Origin of the sequence: Proteus terrae subsp. cibarius, from assembly GCF_011045835.1 — a bacterium.
GTDB lineage: Bacteria > Pseudomonadota > Gammaproteobacteria > Enterobacterales > Enterobacteriaceae > Proteus > Proteus cibarius.
This window is the reverse complement of record NZ_CP047349.1, coordinates 3,198,722-3,218,145: the sequence shown is the minus strand read 5'-3', so window position 1 is coordinate 3,218,145 and position 19,424 is coordinate 3,198,722. Positions and strand designations below refer to the sequence as shown.

Annotated in this window: 12 protein-coding genes and 1 pseudogene; 7 read left to right on the top strand and 6 right to left on the bottom strand. The window is 37.8% G+C overall.

Features of this window, described 5'->3' with window-relative positions; all coding sequences use genetic code 11:
• The first annotated feature begins 513 nt into the window (after positions 1-513).
• Positions 514-2,250 (top strand): pyridoxal phosphate-dependent decarboxylase family protein, encoded by a 1,737-nt coding sequence (locus GTH25_RS14785; RefSeq protein WP_164530690.1) that lies wholly within the window; start codon positions 514-516, stop codon positions 2,248-2,250.
• Positions 2,251-2,346: 96 nt separating this feature from the next.
• Here GTH25_RS14785 and GTH25_RS14780 read toward each other — a convergent pair whose 3' ends face one another.
• The 4 genes from GTH25_RS14780 to GTH25_RS14765 form a co-directional block, all read right to left on the bottom strand.
• Positions 2,347-2,613, bottom strand: coding sequence for a DksA/TraR family C4-type zinc finger protein (locus tag GTH25_RS14780; protein ID WP_075672693.1), 267 nt, complete (start codon positions 2,611-2,613; stop codon positions 2,347-2,349).
• Positions 2,614-2,772: 159 nt separating this feature from the next.
• A complete protein-coding gene (locus GTH25_RS14775; RefSeq protein WP_099660231.1) occupies positions 2,773-3,933 on the bottom strand; it encodes an MFS transporter in 1,161 nt (386 codons plus the stop codon).
• 27 nt (positions 3,934-3,960) lie between these two features.
• Positions 3,961-5,262, bottom strand: coding sequence for a hypothetical protein (locus GTH25_RS14770; protein WP_075672691.1), 1,302 nt, complete (start codon positions 5,260-5,262; stop codon positions 3,961-3,963).
• A gap of 39 nt (positions 5,263-5,301) precedes the next feature.
• Complete coding sequence (locus GTH25_RS14765; RefSeq protein ID WP_223672676.1) at positions 5,302-6,489, bottom strand: ROK family transcriptional regulator; 1,188 nt, start codon at positions 6,487-6,489, stop codon at positions 5,302-5,304.
• A 285-nt stretch (positions 6,490-6,774) separates the two neighbouring features.
• Between GTH25_RS14765 and GTH25_RS14760 the strand changes: the two genes are divergently transcribed.
• Entirely contained in the window at positions 6,775-7,191 is a 417-nt protein-coding gene (locus GTH25_RS14760) for a Rap1a family protein (RefSeq protein WP_075672690.1), read from the top strand.
• Positions 7,192-7,296: 105 nt separating this feature from the next.
• On the opposite strand, the gene pyk is transcribed toward GTH25_RS14760, so the two are convergent.
• On the bottom strand, positions 7,297-8,748 hold the full coding sequence (gene pyk / locus GTH25_RS14755) for a pyruvate kinase (protein ID WP_075672689.1): 1,452 nt from the start codon (positions 8,746-8,748) through the stop codon (positions 7,297-7,299).
• A gap of 65 nt (positions 8,749-8,813) precedes the next feature.
• Positions 8,814-10,151, bottom strand: a complete 1,338-nt coding sequence (locus tag GTH25_RS14750) for an MFS transporter (protein ID WP_075672688.1) — start codon at positions 10,149-10,151, stop codon at positions 8,814-8,816.
• Positions 10,152-10,463: 312 nt separating this feature from the next.
• On the opposite strand from GTH25_RS14750, the gene GTH25_RS14745 reads away from it, so the two are divergent.
• From GTH25_RS14745 to GTH25_RS19395, 5 genes and pseudogenes are all read left to right on the top strand, one after another.
• On the top strand, positions 10,464-11,753 hold the full coding sequence (locus GTH25_RS14745) for an ABC transporter substrate-binding protein (protein WP_075672687.1): 1,290 nt from the start codon (positions 10,464-10,466) through the stop codon (positions 11,751-11,753).
• Between the two features lie 57 nt (positions 11,754-11,810).
• A complete protein-coding gene (locus GTH25_RS14740) occupies positions 11,811-14,186 on the top strand; it encodes an ATP-binding protein (protein ID WP_075672686.1) in 2,376 nt (791 codons plus the stop codon).
• Positions 14,164-15,441 carry a sigma-54-dependent transcriptional regulator gene (locus tag GTH25_RS14735; RefSeq protein ID WP_099660228.1) on the top strand — a complete coding sequence of 426 codons (1,278 nt, stop codon included), beginning with the start codon at positions 14,164-14,166 and terminating at the stop codon, positions 15,439-15,441. Before GTH25_RS14740 ends, GTH25_RS14735 begins: the two co-directional genes overlap by 23 nt.
• A 1,060-nt stretch (positions 15,442-16,501) precedes the next feature.
• Positions 16,502-17,068: a fimbrial protein gene (locus GTH25_RS14730; protein ID WP_075672684.1), complete on the top strand. Its 567-nt coding sequence runs from the start codon at positions 16,502-16,504 to the stop codon at positions 17,066-17,068.
• 93 nt (positions 17,069-17,161) lie between these two features.
• A pseudogene (locus GTH25_RS19395) lies at positions 17,162-19,341 on the top strand (fimbria/pilus outer membrane usher protein); the annotation flags it as partial.
• Positions 19,342-19,424 lie beyond the last annotated feature (83 nt).

Sequence of the window (19,424 nt, the reverse complement as noted above, 5' to 3'; positions counted from 1 at the left end):
TATCTATGAACTTAGTCTTAACCCATATTTTGTACCTAATTTTGGTTAAAATTGGAATTAATTTGCTAGCTATGAAAAATATAGTAGTGTTTTCGTTTGATTTTGTTCGTTGTAATTAAATTAAATGTAATTTTTGCTGTACCAATTGTGGAAATAACAGATTAATTCAATTAATTAAATTGAGAATTCAGCAATATCAGTTGGTTAGCATGTGATTGTTATGTTTTGATTATATTTCAAATAGTTAATAGTATTGCAGGTGATTATTTTTGTTTATAGCTTTATTTTCACTGTGATGTCAGTCACATAAGCATATAAATGAAATAATAACATCTGTAAATTTAACTTTCCGAAGATTTCTATTGTATTGATATTAAATAAAATATTTTGTTTTATGTGGTTGCAAGCAGAGCTAATGTGATCACATGAAGCACTAACTAATTTAATTAGAAAATGTATAGTATTGCTATGCAATCAATTTAAATTTTTGTCGGTTTCTATTTGGAGAATATAGTGAAAAATCAAGATTTATTAGGTCTATCTTCTGCTAACATTCTGAATGTGGAATTTGAGAAGAAATACCACGACGTTATTGCTCACTTTTTCAGCCGAGATCCGAAGTATTGGCCGATATTTCAGGATAAAACAATCCAATCGATTACACAGTTTAGAAAAACAACAACTAACGATAATGACCAATTACAGCGTTACTCAAATGGGCAACAGCTATTCGATCGTTTAATGGCGGATACGCAAATCCAACAAAATATTAATTACCCAGAAAACGATCCTAATGAACTACTGATGCTAGTTTCGACACTGTGTAAAAACTGGGAAAATCCATTAGCGGTTGAAAACGTTATTGCAATGCCGAGTGATCCGGGTGTTTATGGTTCAATCTTAGGGTTAATGGGCAACCCTAACATGGTGTATTGTGAATATTCAGGTGTCGCTGATGCGTTAGAAAAAGTGACGATTAAAAAAGTCGCTAAATTGGTTGGTTACGATCCTGAAGTTGCATCTGGTGTGTTCACTCAAGGTGGCACCATGTGTAACTTATATGGTTATCTATTTGGTTTACGCAAATCTATGCCTAATTCTAAACATTTAGGTATGGCAGCAGATCAAGATTATCGCATCATTAACTCTCAAGGTGGTCACTACTCAAATATGACTAACCTTGCACTGTTAGGTGTTGATGTTGATAACAAAACCATCCGTATTAAGGTCTCTGAAGATAACACCATTAATTTAGAACACTTAGAACGTGAACTAAGAGCGTGCTTTACTGTTAAGTGCAAAGTGCCAACGATCATGTTAACCACCGGAACAACAGATACTTTTGGTGTAGATGATGTGAAAGGTGTTTGTGAGTTACGTGACCGTTTATGTGAAGAATTCGAGATCCCTGTTAAGCCACATGTACACGTAGATGCCGCAGTGGGTTGGCCGATTATCTTCTTCTTAGAATATGACTTTAGCAGTAATCCACTGGCAATTAACGATGTCACTTTAGAAGGTTTACGCCAGAATGTTGAGAAATTTAAACATCTAAAATATGCCGACTCTATCACTATCGACTTCCACAAATGGGGTTATGTGCCTTACACCTCAAGTTTAGTGCTGGTGAAAAACGGTAATGACTTCGTGGCATTGGAAAATGATCCTGAAAACTTCACCTATTTTGAGCATGAGTTAGAAGGGCAGACTCACTTACAATCTACTGTTGAATGTACACGTAGTGGTGTGGGTATTTTTGGCGCTTATTCGGCAATGCACTATATGGGGATTGAAGGTTACCAAACCATTATTGCTCACTGCCTGCAAAACGCGAACTACATGCGCCACCAACTATTAGAGATGGGTAACGCAAAAGTTATCGTTCCGCAAAACCAAGGGCCAAGTGTTGGTTTTAAATTGTATGATCCTAATTTAGTCAAAGATCCTAATGTTGCTTTTGATTTAGAACTGACATGTTCTACTGATAAAGAAGCGTATGACTTTATGGTTCATAACACACAATGGCATAGAAAACTTTTCTTACAGCGTGGTAGAGAAGGATTGTTTACTAACTGGGTGGATTCTATTGCTTGCTCGAAATATGCGAAAAATAACCGTTATGTTTATCTTCCGGGTGAAAAAGCAGTATTTATGAATCCAAATACTGAACGTACACATATTGATAATTTTATGAAGATTTTAACTGAAATGAGTCAAAATCTGAGCTCAAAAAAGGCTGCGAAAATCTAATTAAATTATTGTCTGATTAAATAAAACAAACTGTACTTTAATAGAGGAAACTCATATTAAGGTACAGTTTTTGTTTTATAGGATAATAATTGCAGATTATCTGAGTTGGCTATCTTTACTACCGCGACGATTATACCCACTAAACGCATTATTCTTTTTATCAAACGCCTCTTGGCAACGTAAACAATAACGTACACCAGGAACGGCTTTTTGCCGAGCTGGAGAGATTGGCTCACCACATTCATCACAAAACTCTGCACTTTCTCCTTGTGCCATTTGATTACGAGCTCTTGCAATTGCATCATCAATGGTGGCATCTATTTGTTCTTGAACAGCGCTATCATTAGCCCATCCACTTGCCATCATATTCTCCTATTTTAACAGTGAATATAAATACTATTATTAGGGCAGTGGTGAAAAAATCAACAGATTAAAAGAGAAAATAGGTTGCTAAGATATCGTGATAAAAATAAAAACCCCCTCATAAAGAGGGGGAAATTTCAGAGGCATAATATGTCGTTGTTATTGTTTTTGTTCTCTAATAAACAGAGAAATGATAAAGAAGAGGGCGACGAATACGATAATTAGGTTAAAGCCAACAGAAACATTATAGCTTTCTGAAACCTGACCGATTAATGAACCTGCTAACGCACCGCCCAATCCTGAAGCTACATAAATAAGTCCCATTACAGAGCCACTTTTACTGGTTAATTTTGTGGCAACTGCTGCTGCTGTTGGAAATAGCACAGATAATGCGAAACCAAATACCATAAATAGATAAACAACATCTTGCACAAAGATACGGCTAACAATAATGGCGATAAGCGAGAACAGTGAAAATAAAATCAATGTTTTGCGATCACCCAGTGCAAGGTTAATAAAGCCACCAATAAAACGGCCGATAGTAAATAAGAATGCAAAACTAGAAATAACGTAAGCGGCAGTTTCTGCTTTTTGTGCATTACTCATATTCCCAATATCCATAGAGGTATAGAAAATAGGGAAGAAGTTTAAGAATGCGGCTTCGGCTGCCACATATAAAGTGATAAATAAAATAACCAGCAACAGTGATTTTTGTGTCAGCAACTCTAAAAAGTCACTGAATTTCATATCGACTTGTGCGCTACTTTCTATTTTTAACGTACTTAATACTAAAATAATCACAGCAACAATAACGGCAACACCAACATAAAAGGTACGCCATGAAATAGAGTGTGAGAATAAATATTGTAAAATAAGAGGTGTAACAATCATCCCTACACCAAACATGGCGTTAGAGACGTTAAACATCATTCCTGCTTTCTCTTTATAGAAAGTTGGAATAACAGTCACGATAGAGACAAGCATTGAGCCAATCCCTAAACCAATGACCAGATAAAAGCCAAAAAATAGCATCACGTTGAAAGCAAGGCTGGTTCCTGTTAAACCAACCGCCATCATTAATGAGCCAATAAACATCATGACTTTTAACCCTTTCTTATCAGTAAAATAGCCCGTTAATAAACTGGCGACTAAAAAACCGATTTGGAAAAAGGTAATTAGTGAGCCGACTTGGCTCATATTTAATGAAATATCATGTTGAACTTGTTCGAGAATAAGCCCTTTTGTATTTTGAATGCCACCGAGTAAAAACATCGTGACAAACAGAAGGAAAAAGACTTTCCATTTTTGTTGTTTAGCCATAATTTGATCCTGATTTTCCGCGGTGTATTATTCTTTAATTGTGTTGTTGTTATAAGCGTTATTATTAGGTGTATTGTGTTCACCAATCGCATCAAATAATTCTTGAGTCGCCCATCCATAGCAATAATAAAGTAAGTCATCACAAGCACTCTCTTCTGCGGCAATAACGGCTTCAATTAATTGAGAGGCAGGCAAATTCCACATTTGAATACCGCTATAAATAAAGGTATTTGGCTGTGAAAGCTGGCGAACTTTATTATTTTGTTCTGCAACAAAGTGAATAGGGAAACCCTGCTGTTTAAAGGTTTCATATGAAATATCATAAGGTAATTCAAATAAACGTTTAAACGCAGTGAATGCCCTCTCTTGGCTTTCACTATCATGAGCAAAATGATTAATTAGTCCTTGAACATCCGCACCACCCCCTAATTTGTGATAAGGGAAATGTTTAAGTGTGGATGAGTAACGCGTTAATTCATGATAGTTCTGACCTAAGATCCAGCTGTAAGCAGGTGGCCACAAGTCGAGCCATAACGTAATTCCACCCGCCGTTTGTTTGGCATCAGATAGTAATTTCTCAACCAATTGAGTCACACTTTGTTGGCGAAATAGTTGCCATGCTTTTAACAGAGGTTCTTCTTTTAATGCTGTAACAGGTGTTTCAAAATCCCCTTGTTTTAATGAATCTGCTAAAGCGGCGAGGCGATGTTTGATTTCATTAACAGGTAAGCCTTGTTGCACCATTTTCTTTTCACAGTGGGGGCAAAAACAGGTAAATAATCCCGCTGGATTGACTTCTTTACCTGCCCAATCAGGGAAACGAATGCGGTCAATTAAAAAGGTGTCATAACCGTAGTTTTGTTTTAATGCTGTGAATGTCTTTTGCCATAATTGAGCAACATCAGGAGCATTAGGGCAGAGCCAATGTGCTTGTGGACGGCCTTTAAAATCGACAACCTGATTGTTTTCTACATCACCAATAAAATCACCATTCAGAATATTTGCCCATGGAATGACTTTATATTTTCCACCGTTGGTGGCTTTTTTTATCGTCATTAGTGGATCTGCACCCGCTAAAATAGTGGGATCGACTCGTTGGCTCAGACGAGGAAAATCAGTATGAGTATTGATATGTAGTGTACCTGTTCCCATAACCATATTATGAATAGGGTTATGAGGCAGATCACCAATAGGGTAAGGGTTACGTTCAAAAATCGTATTAATTTCGACAAATAAATGCTCAACATGCTTCATACCGTCAAGGCGTTGAAGAATAGCGGGCATGCCTTCGTCTAAAATATCGTGTGGGTGAAGATGTATTCCTGCCATGAGTTGCTCCCATCTCGTTTAAAGACTTTTTTATTAGGGTTATCTCAATTGGATCTCGGGCATAAATTGAATTGATGGATAAACCGTGGCTAAGGCGAGAATAGCAATGCCATAAAGCGGGCCTTTTTCCCATAATTCAGAAAGCTCGATATTCACTTTGGTGTTAGCAAATAAATGTCTATCTAAATTTGCCTGAACACGCGGTAAAAAGGTGTCAGCAGAGCGGGTGAGCCCACCTGTTAATACCACTTTTTCCAAATTTGCAATGGCGACTAAATTCATAATGCCGATAGCAAGATAATCAGCCATTTCTTCAACTAAGGATTGAGCAAGCGGATCGCCTTGTTGTGAGGCTTGAATAATCTCAATTGCACTAAGATTTTCTCCTCGTAAGTTTGCCATTCGCTCACTTAAACCTGAGCCAGAGCAGAAACTCTCAAAGCATCCTTTATTACGCCAATTGCGAAAGAGATGATCACGAGCAAACATCATATAGCCGATTTCACCAGCTGCATTGTTTGCGCCACGGATAACTTTTCCATCCATCAGCAAAGCGGAGCCTAACCCTGTGCCGATGCCAATCAGCGCACAACTGTGTGTATGGCGACAACGGCCTTTCCACATTTCACCGACAAGTGCTGCACGAATATCATTTTCGAGTACAACGGGTACATTGAGTTTTTCTGTAAGTTGTTGTGCTAGAGGCAAATTATCCCATTGAGGTAAGTTAGGGGAGCCTTCTAGCACAACACCATTTTTGATATCGATGATCCCTGGTGTGGCGACACCGATAACATTGATCTTTTGACGGTCTACGCCGCTTTTTTCGATCACATTTTCAATACTTTGTGCAAATTGCGTAATAAAGTAATCACGATCGTCAGTGTCAAAGGTAGGTTCTTGATATTCATACAATAATTCGGCATCTAAGTTAAAAACCGCATAAGCGATTTTGGTTCCACCTAAGTCAATGCTGACGCCTAAACTGTGTTGAGGATCGAAGTTAACTAAAATACCTTTTCTGCCTTGTCCAGCAGGCGAACTGACACCGCTTTCATAAACGATTTTTTCTTCAAGTAGATCGTTAATAATTTCAGACACCGTCGCTTTTGTAATTCCGCTAATTTTGGCTATCTGAGCCCGTGACAAAGGACCTTGATGACGAATGACATTTAATACAAGCGAGGCATTCATTTGCCGTAATGTATTGGGTACGTTCGGTGTCACGTTACTACTCCATTTGTTTAGAAACAAAACTAAAAGATGTTTTTTTTATATAAAATCGTCTGTGATTGATAGTTATGCACCGTTTTACTTACTTTGTAAAGTATAAAACAACTAATTAGTTTAGAAACCATCCTAAATGCGTTTGTGATCACAATTTGATGAGCCTGATTTGCACAATGAGATCATCCAAAAGATCTTCAATGTATATATTTGTTGCACATATTCTTAGGGCAATAAAACGACTAGAATGAAATCAGTATCTATTGAACTAAAGAGAAAATTAGCATGAAAAAAGGAATATTATTAAAAGGGTTAATAGGAATGTTATTGCTATTCCCACTGTATTCACAGGCAGTAACATTAAGCGGTTATCTTGAGGTAAAACGATTATTAGCTTTAGATCATCCTTCTAATAAACAACTAGAATCAGTGACACAAGCGTATTTAAACGGTATTGCGAATGGATTTAATTTTTATGCTGTTGCCGTAAAAATTGAGAATCAAAATAACGATGATTTTCGACCTCTTTATTGTCCGCCTTCGAAAGTAGAACAAAATGGCGATTTTATGGTTAAGCATATCGATGCTTATTTAGATAAAAATCCTGAAGTGAAGAAAAAACAAAAAGAAACGCCGTTGGAGTTAATTTATATTTTGGCATTACAAGATGCCTATCCTTGCCATGCTGATGGAAGTCTCTAAACGAAAAATAGCCACAGTCCCTGTGGCTAAAATGATTTTGGTGTGCTCTTTTTCTTGTTATTTACTTCAGGTTGCCTCTCTCATAAGCTCCTTGATGGAAGACACTCAAGCCGTTGCTGCTTCAACTTGTTTTACAGGAACAAGATGACAACAATCGCTTTCACCAGTTTTTTCAAAGGTTGATAGACGGGTGATTAAGAGTGAATTCATGTCTGTTAATAATCCCTCTGCTTGCAGTTTTTGCATGATGCTTTCATCACAGTCATTGTTGTTTTGACGTTGATAAGCAACAGGCGTTACACCACGTAATACAGTCAATTGACCAGCAAGCGCGGGATTATCCGTTAATGCGTATACGTTGTTGTTTGGCATAAAGCGTGACAATAAGGTCACTGATTTGCCGTTTTCTGTTAATGCGGCAACGCTTAAATACTTGTCGTCATGAAAAGCCGTTGTGGCAGCAGCTAGTGCAATCCAACGACCAGTTTGTGAATAGTAAGACGGTGATTGCCAAGGATTTTCAGCATTAGCCGCAAAAGAGCGCTCTGCGCCTTCAGCTACGCGTGCCATTGCACTAACAGCTTCCACTGGATATTTCCCTGCCGCCGTTTCAGCTGACAACATGACGGCATCTGTTCCATCACCAACCGCATTCGCAATATCCATAACTTCTGCACGGGTTGGCATTGGGCTTTCAATCATTGATTCCATCATTTGGGTTGCCGTGATCACAGGGCAGCCTAATGCGCGACAGCGTGCAATCAATTGTTTTTGTGCGCCCGGTAAGCTGGCATCACCAATTTCTACAGCTAAATCGCCTCGTGCCACCATAATGACATCAGATGCTTTAATGATGTCATCCATATTTTCTTCACAAGAAACCACTTCTGCACGTTCAACTTTAGCAACGATTTTGGCGTGACTTCCTGCTGCAATCACTAAACCACGGGCATATTCAATATCTGCACCATTACGCGGGAATGAAACAGCGATATAGTCTGCTTGAATAGCGGCTGCTGTGTGTATGTCTTGCTTATCTTTGTCTGTTAATGCAGGTGCAGATAAACCACCACCGAGTAAGTTAATACCTTTACGGTTAGATAATTTTCCACCAACAGTAACGACAGTCTCTATTTTATTATTATTGACGGCGCTGACTTGTAATTGAATATTGCCATCATCAAGTAACAGAATATTCCCTGGTGTGACTTCTTGAACAAGTTGTGGGTAGTCCAAACCAACTTGTTGCTCGTCGCCTAATGTGCTGTCTAAATCTGCATTTAGAATAAAGCTATCGCCTTGTTTTAATTGAATTGAATCATTTTTAAAGTTAGCGATACGAATTTTTGGGCCTTGCAGGTCTGCTAAGATCCCGATAAATACACGATGTTTTTCTGCGACCTGACGGATAGTTGCGGCAGTGGCTTGATGCTGTTCGCGAGTGCCATGTGAAAAGTTTAAACGAAATACGTTAGCACCTGCCATAATCAGCTTTTCAATCATCTGTTCTGAACAGCTAGCTGGGCCAAGAGTCGCAACAATTTTTGTCTTACGCATAATGACATTCTCTTTTTAAAGAGGGATACCCAACGGTATCCCTTGATGACAACTTAATTAATTCATTAATCCATGGTAACTTTTTTCGCATTCCAGACTAGCGTCGCTAAAATCATGGAAACGATGGCAGAACCTATCCAGAAATACTGTACTGTGGTGAAGTCGTAATTAGTGATATCACCCACTTGAGTTACTTTAATCAATGATGCTGAAATCAGTTCTTGAGCGGATGCTGCAATGTAAGCGAACAGTCCGATAAAGCCTTTTACTGCACCTACTGCGTTTTTCGGCATCAGGTCACAAGCGGTTAAGCCTGCTAAGAACACAACCAGACCACCCATTGCAAAACCAACCATACTTAATGCAACAGCATCCATAACACGGCTTTGTGGGCCCCAGAACATCAGTGCAAAACCAGCGATGTTGGCGATACCGTAAATCAGTGTTGGAATATGACGGTTAGCGTTGAACAGTTTGTCAGAAGCCATACCCGCTAAGATTGCACCGAAGAAACCCGCGATTGGATAAGTTGACATTGCGAAACCCGCATCAATCAGTGAGTAACCTTTTGAACCTTGTAGGTAAAGAACGGCCCATGAACTGATTGCGTAGCGAGAGATATACATAGCCGCACATGCTGCTGCGATGATCCACACTGTTGGTTGTTTTAATACGAATAACTGAGCGCGACGAGTTTCTTTAGGATCACTTGATTTAACCGCTTCTGACTCTTCGCCATACGCAGTTGCTGGATCAGGCAAGCCATAAGTACGAGGACGGTCTTTTAAGATCATCAGTAAGATGATACCCGCAGCAATACCTGCGATACCTGCACCGATAAAACCTGCACGCCAGCCGAAGAAGCTCACTATGGTTGCAGTCAAGACCCATGTAATTGCTTCACCAATATTACGCGAGCCACCCCAGATGGAATAAACCGTACCGCGCTGTTTTGGTGAGAACCACTGGAAGATAGAGACACAAGAAGGTGCTGAACCAACAGATTGGAACCAACCGTTAATACCCCATAACAGGATAAAGAATAGGCTCGCCGTTGACATTCCCATGAAGATACAAACAAAGGATGAGGCAATTAACGAGATGGACATAAAGCGTCCAATATTGGCATAATCTGACAAGAAGCCGTTAGAGAACTTACCAAATGCATAGGTAAAGAAGAACGCAGAACCCATTAAACCAAGTTCAGCGGTGGTTACGATACCTGCATCCAGCATAGGTTTTTTCACCACACCGAGTGCCATACGAACCACATAGAACATGGCATAACCAAGAACAAGACCAAAGAAGACCTGCCATTGGTGCTTTTTATATATTGCGCGGATCTTTTCACTTGACGCTTCTATTAGCGGCAGATCCTTTCTGGTTTTAAAGAAACTTAGCATAGAGATGACTCCGAATATTATTCATGTCTGAAGCTGATTTTGGTTTTCAGAGCTGATGCTATTCATTTGGGTCATCTTGGTGCAAAAGAAGGAATTTGAGTCATCGATGACACATTCTGCTGAATCGGTGAGTCAAATTTGTAACATCGCTATTAGGTGTTGGTTTGAAAATGAGTGAAGATATCGTCGTATCATTATTGTAAATGGGTCATTAAGGACTCATTAGCTCAAAATAATAAATATTGCTAAATATCAGAAGTTTGAAGTTCGACACATTTTTATGTTTATTCAAAACAAAATCAGGGGTATGTCATGAGAATAAAAATAACACTAAGCCTCGTCTGTTTATTGTTTAGTTGGCTGTTTATCACACCAGTACGTAGTGATGAGCAGCCACTTGTTATACTGACGACACTTTCAGATACACCAATGCGACCACTCACTGAGGCCTTTAGTGCGCGTTATCCAGATACTAAGGTGCAAGTGGTTTATCGCCGTGTCGCGATTGCGACACGGATGATGAAACAATATCCCACACAGCCTGTTGATATTGTGATGTCGTCATCGGCTAATTTTTTCCATCATCTAGATAGAGAAGGGCTACTAACACGATTACCTGTCAAGTATGAAACGCCAAAATGGTTAATGCGCCATAGTGATATCTTAAACGATAAGATAACCACGGTTGGCTATTCCGGTATTGGCATTATGAGTAATACGCAATATCTACAAAAACTCGGTATTCCGGCACCTAAAAGTTGGGTTGATTTAAGTGATCCTATTTATCAAGGACATTTAACCATGACGACGCCGGCAAACTCCGGCACGATGCAATTGATGGTGGAAAATGTGCTACAAGAGTATGGCTGGGAGCGTGGATGGCAGATCTTACTTGAAACCAGTGGCAATCTTTCTTCCATTTCGGCACGTAGTTCACGTGTTAGTGATGCTATTGCCAGAGGCATTGTCGGTGCTGGGCCAATTATTGATAACTACGCTTTTAACCATCAAAAACGTTTTGATTTTGTCGAGTTTAGCTATTTTGATAAGTCGATTATTTTACCGGCTTATGTCGCGATTGTGGCAGAAAGCAGTAAAAGAGACACAGCCGCCAAATTTATCGCCTTTCTTTTATCGGATGAAGGACAAGAGATCATCTATAAAAGTGATATGGCAAAGATCCCATTAAGTAAAGAGATCTTACGTAATAACGATGAACTTGCTAATAACACGGAATTTATTTTAAACAGCAATGAGGCTTATCGTCGTAGTGAAGTGGTTAGTGTGTTATTTGATCAAATGATCACCCATAACTTCCCATTAATGCGCCAAGTTTGGAATGATATCCACGAAGCAGAAAAACAAGAAAATAAAACCCCAGAACGGATTTCTGCGATCAGTAAAGCTCGAAAAATAGCAAGTTCGGTGCTTATTAGCGAAAAAGAGGCTAATTCACCAACATTACAAGCATTATTTATGAAAGAAGCTGATCAGCGAGAGTATTCTGATCAAGCGTTGGCTGTGTTGTATCAATGGCGTACATTAGAAGCTGAAAAGCTTGAACAAGCATTGGTTCTATTGAAAGAGACTAAATCACCCTAACCGCCTTGTGGTTCAAATATACAGCAGGAAGCGCTGTTTTTATGAAAGGTATTACGGATGAAATTATTAGTGCCTAAACAATTTGGCAAACTAGGTAGACGCCTGTATATGGCGTTTATCTTTAGTTCTTTACTCACCTTATTGATTGGTGTGGTTATCTTTTTTATGTGGGGAAAACTGGCGACACAAATTAATGCGTCAGTGGGCGAATCTCTACCGATGTTAACCACCAGCTATAATATGGAGCGTTATAGCACCAATTTACAAATGCTATTAAAAGAGCGAGAGCAGACACAGAGAAAATCAGTTTCAGAGCAACAACAGCAGGAAATTTATCGGTTATTAGATAATCTGCGCGAGTTTCCTATAGAGCAAAAACCACAACGTGATTTTTATACTCAACTTGTTGATGAGTTATCAGAGCTTATTAATCAGCAAGATGTGTTATTAGATAAACGACGCGAATTAGAAAATCGTCTTGCACAATTATTGGGGCAATTGGCGTGGATGCATGACGCTGTTGGCGAAGATATTAAGCCACTGCTTAATGAAATTGAGTGGCATGTCAGCCAAATGATTAATGAGAAAAATGTACAGGAAAACAGCTTACAACTTTTACTTGAATCTACATTATTACAAGAATTATTCACCACAGAAAATGAGCTGATTAGTTTGGTAGAAGAAATTGCACATCAGCGTTATAGCCGTGATATTGATGTCGCTTTCCACTATATCAGCGTTAAAATTGACGAAATTATCGCGTTAAATCAGAAATTAAAAAGTTATCCATCAACTATTGCTCATCGCCAAGTATTACAAGAAATTATTGCCATTACTCGCTATGACGGTGATATTTATCAAACATTAATTGATGATGTTGAAAATGAGAAAAAACTAAAAGCGTTAACCCCCGACTTAAATCAAAAATTATCTCAGTTTGATAATGCAGTCAGTGGGAATGTTTTGGCCACGAGTGAAGCACTAAACAAGCTTAATGATAATACCCGCAAGCTAATGGCGACGGGGAAAATTGTGATTGTGGTGATTATTATTGCATCACTATTGCTGAGTATTATTGTGATGAAAATATTGATTGATAGAAGACTTATCGCAAGATTGAATAAACTCAGTGATGACTTAGCGCATGTTGCCAAAGGTAATTTAACGGAGCCTGTACTGATTGAAGGGCAAGATGAAATTGGTTTATTAAGTCGACGGCTTCGCCGATTTTGGCGTCAAATGAAAGAAGTTGAAACCAGTAATGCGTTAAATCTTATCAATAATACTGATGCGAGTTTAATTACCTGTCACCACGATGGCAGAATGGAAACTGTCAATCCAAGTGCAGCAACGTTATTAGGAACAGGAAAAGAGCAAAGTAATAAACCACTTTGGTTATTGTTTAGTGGTGAGGCGAGCACAATGCTTAAAGCACAATTTAGCTCAAGCAGTCAGCTTTATCGCTTAGGGCAAAGTGAATGTACTATTCGTATGGTAAAAGCAGGTGAGCCTCATTTCTTGCAATTTAATATTCGTGAATATCCTCATAAAGATGAGCATAAATATATTGTAACTATCACAGATATTACGCGCCAAGAGTTAAGTCGCTTAGAGCTTCAACGGCTTGTAGCATTAAAAACACAAGATTTGCAGGACAAAAATCAGCAATTAAATGAAGAGATGTTGCGCCGTGAACAGGCACAAAAACACTTAATTCAAACACAAGAAGAGTTAGTACAAGCGGCTAAAATGGCGGTTGTTGGGCAAGCGATGACCAGTCTTGCGCATGAACTTAATCAGCCACTTTCTGCAATCAACACTTATCTGTACAGTGCAAAGCTGACTATACAGATGCAAAAGTATGATCAATTACCTGATTCTATAGAACGTATTGAAAAACTGTGCGCACGAATGAATCGAATTATTACGGCATTACGTAATTTCTCACGTAAATCTTCGTCTGAAATTAGCTTTGTTTCGGCGCCATTAAAAGAGTTAGTAGATAGTGCGATGGTGCTGGTGGAGTCTCGTTCTAAACGAGAGCAATGTATCATTACGAATAATATTCCTGATGAGTTAACCATTTGTGCAGACCCGACACAAATTGAGCAAGTCTTGGTTAATTTGTTTGTTAATGCGATGGATGCGATTGCAGGTGTTGGTGAAAGTCAGATCACGATTGATCTTTTATCTGTTGATCCTAAACGAAAATTAGTGGGGATCGCCGACAGTGGAAAAGGGTTTAATTCAGCCGTTTTACCAAAACTATTTACCCCATTTACAACCACAAAAGATGTGGGGCTTGGGTTAGGGTTATCCATTTGCCGTTCAATTATGCAACGGTTTGGTTATGAAATTTACTTGGCCTCTACATTAAATGGTGGCGCCATGGTTGTTTTGGAGTTTACAGATGACACAATCACACATGCCTGATATCGACGTTTTATTAATTGATGACGATGAAGATATTCTTGAATCTTATCGTCATTTACTCAATCTTGCGGGGATGGTTGCCAGAGTAACCAACTCGCCAGAAAAAGCATTAAGTCTTTTAACACCAGCATGGCAGGGTGCCGTTGTTCTTGATATCTATATGCCAGCAATGAATGGCATGGAGGTTTTAGAGCGCATTAAACAAATTGACGCTCGCATTCCAGTTATCATGATCACAGGACATGGAGATATACCGTTAGCAGTAGAAGCGGTAAAAAAAGGCGCTTATGATTTTATTGAAAAACCGATTAATCCGCCTGTTTTCTTAGAGTTAGTGGCAAAAGCGCATAAAGAGCGTCAATCTATTCTTTCTCTTAGAAATGCTGTGATAAGCACGACACAAGAGCGATTAGTCGGAGACAGCGCACAAATCACCGCGATCAGAGAGCAAGTGCAACAAATTGCCGATATCGATAAAGATTTAATGATAGAAGGCGAGATGGGAACAGGGCGTCATCTTCTTGCTCAACTATTACATGAATTAAGCCCGCATAGCGATAAAGCGATCCAAACTGTGGATTGTCAGAATTTATCTGATATTAAACAGGTTATTGCTCAAATTGAAGCCGATGAAGTAGGAACGCTGATTTTGCGTTCTCCTTATGATTTATCCTCAGAAGCACAACGCTGGTTGAGTTCTTACTTGTTAGATATGGAACGCCAAGGAAAGCGTCATTTTAGAACGATTGCAATTTTAGAAAATAATACACAGCAATTGGTAACAGAAGGGCGATTAATTCCTGAATTCTATTACTATTTTTCACAAATCACTTTTTCATTGCCTCCGTTAAGTGCAAGACGCCCTGATATTATTCCGTTATTTAGAGCTTTTTTACGGCAAAGCGCACAGCGACTTGGTATTGCAGTACCAAAAATTGATCGTAATTATCTTGATATTTTAAAGCGTTACGATTGGCCGGGTAATATTCGTGAGCTACGAAATGTTGCTGAATTATATGCGGTAGGCATTGTGAAAATGGTTGATAGTGAACAACATAGAGCCATTATTCCACCAGAAGGTCCTTTGGATAACTTAGTTGATGAATATGAGCGTCGGTTAATTGAAGACGCATTATATTTATTTGCAGGCAGGGTTAGTGATGTGGCGGATTACTTGGGTATTCCACGTAAGAAGCTGTATTTACGAATGAAAAAACATGATCTCGATAAAGATAGCTATAAACCGAAGGTTTGATTTACACGCTATTAAATAACAAAGAAGCGCCATACTGGCGCTTTTTTGTTACCCATTTTTCCTTTATTAGAGGGGTTGTTAACCATCTCTTTAGAGATAATGCCATAATTATAATTAAGGCATTAGAAGGAGTAAAACGAATAAACATTTTATTAACTATAGAATTTGGTTATACAAAATGCGATTAAAGACAATCTAAGTATGATTATATTCAAAAGATTAATCATAAAAAGAATTTTATTTTAAAGTTTGTTTTATAAATATGTTTATATTTATTTTAAATTTATATTTAAAATATCATCAAAATTAGATTGTCTAATTTTTAAATAAATTAGACAATATAATATAATTCCCTAATTGAGATGAATCCTAAGTGTTTTTGTATATATATTAGGTTTATCGTTTCAGTCAGAATTAACATTCTGTATATTGTAAGTCATTCAAAATAAAAAACTAAATAATATTATTTTTATGGTTTTTATGTTTAATTTACTCAATGAAAGCGTTAATTGTGGTATTCATCTCCTTTATTAAGTAATAATATCTAATCAATATTATATTTTAGATTTAAATTCTAAAATTATTCTTTTAAAGATTTATTTCGCTTGGTAATTATCTTTAGGTTTTACTAATAGCATCATTTTTCGATTTTTGACTTAATTTACGCCTTTTGCGAGTATTTAATTGCAAAACAAGTAAAAGAACATAATTTAAATTTGTTTTTTTGCTTTAAATTTTTACTCTTACTTTCTTATTAAAGTTTATTACTTATTTATATGTCTAATTAAGATGTTTTTATTAATTAAGGAATTTAATTTCTAAAGTATTTAAAACTGACGTTTAAAAAAGTGAATAAGATTAATTTATTCCATAAATTAATTTGAATATGAATGCAAAAAGGATGCATTTGTAGGATATCCCCTATCTTGGTTTTATAAATAGATATCAATGGAGCTGTAAAATTTAAATTATAGAAAGGCGGTTAGGTTTTATTACCTATCGCTTGTTTAGTTCGAAGCCAAGAAATATCAATATCTTTATTTTGTATAAAGGAAATTTTATGAAATTTACTAAATTAGCTTTAGGTGTTGCGTTGTCTTTAGTTGTTGCTGCTCCTACTTTAGCTGCAGATCCAGCGGAAAGCCGTGAAGGTAAAGTGCGTTTTACTGGCTTTATCAATGATGTTCCATGTTCAATCGATGATAAAAGTTTAGATCAAACTGTTAAGTTTGGTGAAATCGCATTGCATGAACTGACCAGCAATAAATTCCGTTCAGATAGCGAAAACTTCGATATTATCCTGAAAAATTGCTCAACTGAAACTTACAAAACTGCAAAAGTATCATTTACTGGTGCAACTGTAAGTGGTTTTGATGGTTATACCGGCGAATTACTGGGCTTAGGTGGCAAAGTACAAAACGCAGGTATCGTTATCACTGACCGCGGTAATAACCCAATTACTTTTGGTCAAGGCTTTCCAGTGGCAGGCCACGCTTTAAATAATGGCGACGGCTCTACCACGACATTGCAATTCTCGGCTTACGTGAAAGGTAATGAAGCAGACGATAAGAAAGCAACAACAGGTTCTTTTGACACAGTAGCTAACTTCAAGGTTATCTACGAATAATTGTTGTTTTTTTAATAGGATGTGTGGCGCTTAAGCGCCATGCATCTCATCAATATTGTCTTCTGTTAATAATGCTGAGGATGGCATAGCAAAATGAAAAGCATGAAAATAAATAAGATCACAAAAGTAATGCTTTTATTCTTTGTTCCTTTTTCGTTGCCTATTTTTGCAGAAGAAGCAGTCGATTTTAATACCGACTTTTTAACAGATAAAGGTATTGAAAATACCGATTTTACTAAATTTTCTTACGCAAACTATATTCAGCCGGGTACTCATTTACTGGCGACCGACGTTAATAAACAAAGAGTAAGAAACGAAGAGCCTACTTTATTTTTTGCCCCAGATTACAACGCAGAATTATCCATTCCTTGTATCACTCCAGAGGTTTATCCCATTTTAGGTTTAAAGTCTGAATGGGAAAAAAAAGTCACTTGGCTAACCACTAATAATATCCAGTGCCTTGATTTTCGTTCTGTTCCTAATATGAATGCAGTGGGTGATCTCTATACCAGTATTTTAAATATCAGTATTCCTCAAGCCTTTATGGAATATCAAGATCCTAGTTGGGATCCGCCTTCACGTTGGGATGATGGTATTGCAGGATTCTTTCTTGATTACAATATGAGTAATCGCCTTATTCGATATGAAAATAATGGAAAAGGCACTGAAACAGGTACCAATATTAGTGGTGTGATGGGTATTAATATGGGGGCTTGGCGTTTGCGCTCCGATTGGCAAGCTTCTGGCGGTAATTTAAATAATGACGATAAATCATGGCGTTGGAATCAGCTTTATATCTTCCGTGCTATTCGTTCTTTGGGTGCTAAATTAACTTTAGGTGAGCAATATCTCTCGTCAGAGCTTTTTGATAGCTTCCGTTATTTAGGGGCTTCATTAGAGAGCGATAATGCGATGATCCCACCTCGCTTACAAGGTTATGCGCCTGAAATTGCGGGGGTTGCAAGAACTAACGCCACAGTTATTGTGCGTCAAGATGGTCGTATTGTTTATCAAAATGAAGTAAGTCCAGGGCCATTTAGAATTCAAGACGTCAATACATTCGGTGGCGGTACCTTAGATGTTTCTATTGAAGAACAAGATGGTTCTGTTCAAACATTTAAAGTGGAAACATCGCGTTTAGGCACACTAACAAGACCTGGGCAGTTTTTATATAAGTTGGTAATGGGCAAACCCACTAAAAATGAACATGATACTGAAGGTCCTGCATTTTCTTTAGGCTCTTTCTCGTGGGGGCTGCGAATAACACCACAATTTATGGTGGGTTATTAGCCTCAACAGAATATCAAAATATTGCTTTAGGTTTAGGGCAAGATTTAGCGCCATTCGGGGTTCTCTCCTTTAATATTTCAGCTTCACGGGCTGAGATGGGAAGTAACTTTGATGATAAAACCCTATCAGGAACTTCTTATAACGTTACTTATTCAAAGCAATTCGATGAAATAAATAGTCAGATTACGTTTGCGGGTTATCGCTTCTCTCAACGTGACTATTTAAGTATGACCCAGTTTTTAGATGGTCGTTATCGTGGACTTCATATTGACAGTGGTAAAGAGCTTTATACCGCAATATTTGGTACGGCTTTTCCTGAATATAATATCAATACTTACTTAAACTATTCTCGCCAAACATATTGGAATCGACCTTCAACGGATAATTATAGCTTTACTATTTCTAGTTATTTTGATTGGGCCAACTTTAAAAATTTATCTGTTAATTTATCAGCTTATAAAGTGGAATCGAGCCATAATAATGACGAAGGAGTTTATGTGTCATTAGGTGTACCACTTGAGCGTAATGACGCTAATATTAGTTATTCTGGATCGTTTAATCGCCATAATACCAGTAACAGTGTTAGCTATTATGAACGACTTAATGATCGTAGCACGTATAATTTATCGGCAGGAACGTGGGATAGCGATAAAGTTAATCTTTCAGGTTTCTATAATTATGACGGTAATTTAGCAAAACTGACTACAAGTGGTACTTATACCCAAAATAATCAAAGTGCATTATCAATGCAATTAATGGGTGGAATAACCGTCACTCCAGAAGGGGGAGCATTCCACCGAGTCACTTCAATGGGAAATTCACGTATATTGGTTGATACCAATAATGTTCAAGATATTCCGATTAAAACAGGTTTAACGCCAATTGAAACTAACCGACATGGTAAAGCGGTTTTAATGGGTGTGCAAAACTACTCTCGTAGCAATATCACCATCGATATTAATAACCTTCCTGAAAAAGCCGATGCCGTTCAATCGTCACAATATGCGACCTTAACCGAAGGGGCGATTGGTTATCGTAAATTTAATGTGATCGAAGGTGAGAAAGT

What these genes read in the sequence shown, in the direction of transcription:
- GTH25_RS14780 (WP_075672693.1), bottom strand. Translation starts at nt 2,613, where the DNA reads ATGGCAAGTGGATGGGCTAATGATAGCGCTGTTCAAGAACAAATAGAT.
- GTH25_RS14775 (WP_099660231.1), bottom strand. Translation starts at nt 3,933, where the DNA reads ATGGCTAAACAACAAAAATGGAAAGTCTTTTTCCTTCTGTTTGTCACG.
- GTH25_RS14770 (WP_075672691.1), bottom strand. Translation starts at nt 5,262, where the DNA reads ATGGCAGGAATACATCTTCACCCACACGATATTTTAGACGAAGGCATG.
- GTH25_RS14760 (WP_075672690.1), top strand. Translation starts at nt 6,775, where the DNA reads ATGAAAAAAGGAATATTATTAAAAGGGTTAATAGGAATGTTATTGCTA.
- pyk (WP_075672689.1), bottom strand. Translation starts at nt 8,748, where the DNA reads ATGCGTAAGACAAAAATTGTTGCGACTCTTGGCCCAGCTAGCTGTTCA.
- GTH25_RS14750 (WP_075672688.1), bottom strand. Translation starts at nt 10,151, where the DNA reads ATGCTAAGTTTCTTTAAAACCAGAAAGGATCTGCCGCTAATAGAAGCG.
- GTH25_RS14745 (WP_075672687.1), top strand. Translation starts at nt 10,464, where the DNA reads ATGAGAATAAAAATAACACTAAGCCTCGTCTGTTTATTGTTTAGTTGG.
- GTH25_RS14740 (WP_075672686.1), top strand. Translation starts at nt 11,811, where the DNA reads ATGAAATTATTAGTGCCTAAACAATTTGGCAAACTAGGTAGACGCCTG.
- GTH25_RS14735 (WP_099660228.1), top strand. Translation starts at nt 14,164, where the DNA reads ATGACACAATCACACATGCCTGATATCGACGTTTTATTAATTGATGAC.
- GTH25_RS14730 (WP_075672684.1), top strand. Translation starts at nt 16,502, where the DNA reads ATGAAATTTACTAAATTAGCTTTAGGTGTTGCGTTGTCTTTAGTTGTT.